Raw genomic sequence first — 5,830 nt, forward strand, 5'->3', positions numbered from 1 at the left:
CCGCCAACGGCGCTCTCCCGTCCGACGGTGAGGTGCGAACATGGCAGTTTTCCCGACTGCCAGGCCAGGATCCTGCTGATCGGATCGCCCAGCTCGAGCAGCGTCTCGCCTGGCTGGAAGCCCAGCTCGCCCAACGCGGCATTCGCGAGCCACCGCCACCATCCCACCTTCCCGCAGAACCAGTGACGAGCGCTCCGCCAGCTGACCGACCGACCGCTCCCGCTCCGCCGGCCGCGGCAGTGTCCCGGCCCCCGGTGTGGCAACCCAGAACTGGCACCGCACGAGCAGCGGAGACCGTGTCGATTCCCCGATCTGTTTCCCCCAAACCATCTCGCGTCGCGCTCGCGCAGTGGGCGACCTGGCTTCTCCTAGGTATTTTCGTCATCGGCGAACTCGTCGCGCTCGCCAGCGCCCTCTTGCTCTTTCCCTCGCCGATCCTGGCCCGTTGGATCACTTTGGCGGCCGGGCAGTTCGCGAGTCTGGCGCTCCTCTGGCTCGTCGCCCTCGCTCCGCAGCGCCGGAGCGAGGGCCACCTCGTGCTGCTCGTGGCGCTCACCGCGGCGACGGGCTGGAGCCTCCTCGCCGCACGGCCGGCACCGGTCACGCTCCAGGCGGCTGCGCTCGCCGGGACGACCAACCTCGCGCTCGTCGCGCTGGCACTCTCCTGGCAGCGCCGCTTCCTCTTGGCTGCCGCACTCTCCCTCGCACTGATCGCGCTTCTGCCACTCTTGCTCGGAGTCGTCCCCCGCACACTCGTCCCGTTCTGGGTCACCGCAACCGTCGCTGTGGCGAGCGGGCTCGCCTGGTCAGGCCTCCGCCGGCCGAGCGATCCGGTCGCCTGGGAGTGGCTGCCACTGGCACCGCTCGCGCTCGGCATCCCGCTCCTCGTGACCTGGCTGGAGAGCGGCGGTCGACCAGCGCTTCTCCTCGCTGCACCGTGGATCGCTGGCTTCCCGTCGCTCGTCGTAGCCGGGACGGCGCCACGACCAGGGCTGCGAGCGCTGCTCGCGATCCACGGCGCACTCGCCCTCGGCACGATCGGCTGGCTTTCCCGCACGACCGCACCGAGCGAGGAAGCTGCCGCGCTCGCAGTCCTCGCCGTACTGGCGAGCCTGCTGGCGCTCCTCCTCCGGTGGAGCGGGAAACGGGCGAGGGCGAGCACCGAACCGGCAGCTGTTCCCGCCGCGTTCGCTGGTCTCTCGCTCGCCCTCGCCGCTGCCCGACATCCCGAGCCGGTGCTGGCCCCGCTCGTCTGGTGCGCGCTGGGACTCGTGCTCGCAGCACTGTCCTCCCGGCGCACCTGGTCGACCGGGATCGCGCTGGCGCTCTTCGCCGGAGGGTGCGGTGCGGCGCTCCTCGCTGTCCTCCGCTCCCCCGACTGGCAGCGCTGGAGCCTCCTCGTCCTGGCCCTCGGCACAGCGATGATGACTGGTCCCTTCCTCGTTCCACGCTGGTGGTTCGCCACGGGCTGGATCGGCAGTGGAGCGCTCGCGCTCGCCACCCTCCTGGCGCTGCGACTCACTGGCCTGGTGGAGATCGCGGCCCTGTGCGGGCTCACACTGGGCACCCTCGTCGTGACCCGGTGTCTCGTCCCCCGGCTCGATCACCCGGCCGGTGCCTGGGTATGGCTTCCGACTTTCGGTGCCGGCGCCAGCGCACTGGCCAGCGCGCTGACCGGGCCGCTCTCGCCGGGACGACTCGGCATCACCCTCCGACCAGCGGTCCCCGCGACGAGCGAGCCGATCATCGCGGCCAGCCTGCTGGTCGCGGCTGCGCTGGCCGCCGGTCGCCTGCTCGGTCGCCGCTGGCGCTGGGCCGCGATCGCGCTCGCGCTGCTCCTGATCGGGTATGTCCTCCCAGCGGTCGTGCCGGACGCCGCGCTCGTCCTGAGCTGGTCCGCATTGGCCATCGCACTCGCGCACGCGCTCGGCATCCGCACCCGATCCTGATGCTGTCTCGCCCCCGAGCTGCGCCGCCGAGGACCAGTGCTCCCGAGGTACGGAGTCCGACGAGAGCGAGTGGCTGTTCCTCTGCTGCTCGAGCCGGACCGGGAACCCCCAGCTCGCCATGCCTCGTGCCCTAGCACACTCAGCTGCCACGCGCGATCGCGTTCGACTGCACCGGTGCGAGCGGATCGCACATCGGTCGATCATTGCAGTACGTTCGGTTCGCTGTGTCGCCGCACCAGCGGAGTCGAGAAAACCCTGGCACACTGCACAAGGCAAAATCGGCACACTTATCCGAGTGGCGGAGCGTCGCTGCCGCGTTCGTCGAAGCGATAAGGGTAGACTTTAGAAGCGAACATGTTGCATCGCGGAAACGCATGTAAGGAGAGGATCATGACGAGAGCGATACCGGTCACTGCCAAGCCCATCACCCAGGCGCGACTCCATCAGCGAGTCGTCGAGGAACTCCTGCGGCAAATCGTCAGTGGCGCATTGCCGCCCGGCACCACGCTGCCGTCCGAGCCGGAACTGGCCCGGCAATTCGGGGTGAGTCGCATCGTCATTCGCGAGGCGATCCGTATCCTCGTCGAGAAGGGCCTGATCACGGTCCGGCATGGCAGCGGGATGTGGGTCCAGCCGATCGAGCAGTGGGACCATCTCGACCCGATGGTCCTCCTCGAGGAACTCCGCTCGAGCCCGGACGCCAGTCGGCTGGGCGAACTCCTCGAGCTCTGCGAGATCCTCGACGTCGGTGCCGCCGAGCGAGCCGCCACCCGTCGTACCCCCGAGCAGCTGTCCCGGTTGCGCGACCTGGTCGAGCGGATGCGCAAGGCGGTCGATGATCCGGCAGCCTACCTCAATCTGGATGCGCTCTTCCATACGACGATCGCTGAGAGTGCCGGAAACCGCCTCCTCCGCGATGCACAGCGACCGCTCAGCGAGGTGCTGTTCGCCAGTTGGCTGTGGGCTACGCGGGCACCGGAGGAGCTCACCCGCTTCCAGCAAGACCATGAGGCGATCTATGAGGCGATCGCCGCCGGTGATCCACTCGGTGCTCGGCAGGCGATGCACCGGCACGCCCAGCATGTGGCCAGCGCGCTCCGCGCCGGAATCGCCCCAGCAGCGGGTGAACTAGTCACGACTGGCAGCGACGGTCGTCACGCCGCCGCTTGAGCGAGACCACGAGAGCGGGACGGGCATTTCCGTCCCGCTCTGTCTTTTTCAGCGCCATCACCGGCTAGGAGCGAGACGGTGCCGGACAGCGCGGCCGGTCAGACGCTCGGACTGTGCAGGGGAGCGGGACCAACGTTGTCTCTTCCCTCACCAGAGCCCGGCCTTGGCGAAGGCCAAGAGGAAGAGCCCACCCACCAGCAGCAGCGCGACCACGACACCGAGGACGCGCACCAGCCACGGCAGCATCGCCGATGCCTTCCCGCTCAGCCGATCCCTTGCTGAGCAGCGAGCTGCCGCGTCAGCAACGCTTGTCCAATATGCTCCCGATTGTGCTGGATGGCATGGAGCAGCCAGCGCATCCCGCTGAAGCAGCGTCCCAGTCGGTCATTGGGTGGTGTCCACTCGCGCACCAGTGCGTCGCCGGTGAGTCGGGTGAGCCGTTCGCTCGTTTCCTGTTCGGTCCGGTCGATCAGCTCGAGGAGCGCGAGCGCGCTCGGCGCCTCGTACCGGAACCAGCGCTCACGATCACGCTCGACCACCTCGCCCAGCGCCGCCGCCACGAGAGAGCGCTCGGCATCCAGGAGATGCGCGACCAGGACAGCGATCGTGTTCATCTCTGGTCCCGGTGACCAGTTGAGGACCGCTGGGCTGAGCCCCTGAACGAGTTCCCGCAGGACCTGATGTTGCTCGCGCACCGTCGACTCCACCGCTGCCCGCACCGTCGAGACCAACTCGTCGCTCATCGCACTCTCCTTCCCCGCCGCAGCCGCTCGATCTCCCAGCGCCCGTACCGTTCCGTCTCCTCCACGAGATCCTGGTAGAGCGCACGGTACCGCTCGTAGCGCCCCGCGTCGATCAGACCCGCTTCGACCGCCGCACGCACCGCACAGCCCGGCTCATCCAGGTGCCGACAATCCCGGTACGGGCAGGCACCCAGATACGGCCGAAATTCTCGGAAGCAGCGGCCGAGTTCTTCCGGCAGGATCGCCCAAAGATGCAGCACCCCGATTCCCGGCGTATCGACCAGGAACGTCCGCTCGTCGAGCTGAATGAGTTCGCTCGCGGTCGTGGTGTGCCGGCCGCGCCCTGTCGCCTCGCTCACCGCCCCGATCCGGAGTGCCAGGTCCGGCCGGAACGCTTTCACGAGGCTCGTCTTCCCGACCCCCGAAGGTCCCGCCAGCGCGGACAGTTTCCCCTCGATCGTCTGCCAGAGCTCGTGCAAGCCCGCTCCGCTGGCCACGCTCGTTTCGACGACCGGATAGCCGATCGCTCGGTATGGCGCGAGCATCGCTCGTGCTCGTCCAGCCGGGTCGAGGTCGATCTTGTTCAGGCAGATGACCGTCGGCAGGTCCTGCGACTCCGCCACCACCAGGAAGCGATCGAGCATCCCCAAGCTCAGGTCCGGCTGGGCAGCCGCCATGACCACTACCAGTTGGTCCAGGTTCGCCACGATGACCTGCGCCGCCTCCCGATCGCGCGCTCGCCGCACCAGCGCGCGTCGCCGCGGCGCGACCGCTTCGATCACGCCCTCTCCTGGAGCGACGACGCGCACCGCGACCCGGTCACCGACCACGACCAGGTCCTCGTGCCGGCGCTCCTTCTTGAGGGCACCACGCACGACACAGCGCAGAACACCCGCAGGCGTCAGGACGTCGTAGTACGGTCCCCGTACCCGGATCACGATGTTCGCTGGCCACTCGCCACCAGGATGGTCAGCGTCCTCCGTCACCGTTCCCCCTCGTCCTCGACCCCTCCGTTCATTGTGAGACCGACACACCAGCGACGGGAGCACGAGTAGCTCGCTCGATCAGTGCCCGCTCCGGCAGCGACTGGTAGGCCAACACCGCTACCGTACCGAACAGGAGCGTCACGACGGCCGCATGCCCCAGCACGCTGGCCAAGCTCAGCCGGCTCCAGACTACCCAGGCACCCGTCGCCGACTGGGCCAGCAGCAACCCCAGCGCGACGAGCCCAGTCCACACCAGGTCCGGACGCTCGCGCCGCAGCACCCGGTCGCGCCACAGCCGCACCACCAGGCTGACCAGAGCCAGCGTCAAGGCCAGCGCGCTCAGCCGATGCAGGAACACCACCCCGGTCGGTCCCGCCAGATCCGGGATCAGCCGGCCCTGGCACAGCGGCCAGTCCAGGCAAGCGAGGCTCGCGTGCGTGTGCCGCACGTAGGCGCCGAGGTACACCACGGCGTACGTCCCGATCGAGAGTCCCCAGCTGGCCCGGGTGACTCCAGCAGGCGCGTGGAATCGCCGGCGAGCCCGCAACGACTCGCCCCGCGTCAGGACGAGCGCCAAGAGGAGCGCGCTGGCGAAGACGGTGAGCGAGACGCCGAAGTGCACCGCCATGACCAGCGGATGCCGCGGCGCCAGCACCGCCGCTGCCCCGAGCGCCGATTGCAGGAGCAGCGTCCCCACTAGAACTCCGGCGACGATCCGCGTTTCCCACCGCGCGAAGAGTTCTCGCCGCTCCACGATCGTCAGCGCGAGCAACGCCACCAGAACCAGCCCACTCACCAGCGTGGCGAGCCGGTGACTGTACTCGATGATCCCCTCCGCCGTGAGCGGCGGAAGCAACCGGCCGTGGCAGAGCGGCCACGACTCGCCACAGCCGAAACCCGAGCCGGTCGCGGTGACCGTTGCCCCCAAAAGGAGTACCAGTCCCATCGCCACCGCGTTCACCCACGCCAATCGCCCGATCCA

5 protein-coding genes are annotated in these 5,830 nt (G+C 69.0%); 2 read left to right on the top strand and 3 right to left on the bottom strand.

The window, feature by feature from the left end; all coding sequences use genetic code 11:
- Positions 1–1,949 (top strand): response regulator (locus tag ACWIVK_RS07440; RefSeq protein ID WP_448576015.1); only part of this gene is annotated, 1,949 nt, incomplete at its 5' end.
- 390 nt (positions 1,950–2,339) lie between these two features.
- Positions 2,340–3,119, top strand: a complete 780-nt coding sequence (locus ACWIVK_RS07445) for a FadR/GntR family transcriptional regulator (protein WP_448576016.1) — start codon at positions 2,340–2,342, stop codon at positions 3,117–3,119.
- A 263-nt stretch (positions 3,120–3,382) separates the two neighbouring features.
- On the opposite strand, the gene ACWIVK_RS07450 is transcribed toward ACWIVK_RS07445, so the two are convergent.
- From ACWIVK_RS07450 to ACWIVK_RS07460, 3 genes are all read right to left on the bottom strand, one after another.
- Positions 3,383–3,862 carry a DinB family protein gene (locus tag ACWIVK_RS07450; protein ID WP_448576017.1) on the bottom strand — a complete coding sequence of 160 codons (480 nt, stop codon included), beginning with the start codon at positions 3,860–3,862 and terminating at the stop codon, positions 3,383–3,385.
- Complete coding sequence (rsgA, locus tag ACWIVK_RS07455) at positions 3,859–4,848, bottom strand: ribosome small subunit-dependent GTPase A (RefSeq protein ID WP_448576018.1); 990 nt, start codon at positions 4,846–4,848, stop codon at positions 3,859–3,861. Before rsgA ends, ACWIVK_RS07450 begins: the two co-directional genes overlap by 4 nt.
- A 28-nt stretch (positions 4,849–4,876) precedes the next feature.
- The coding region (locus ACWIVK_RS07460; protein WP_448576019.1) for a COX15/CtaA family protein at positions 4,877–5,830 on the bottom strand (954 nt) is incomplete at its 5' end.

The organism is Thermomicrobium sp., assembly GCF_053493975.1.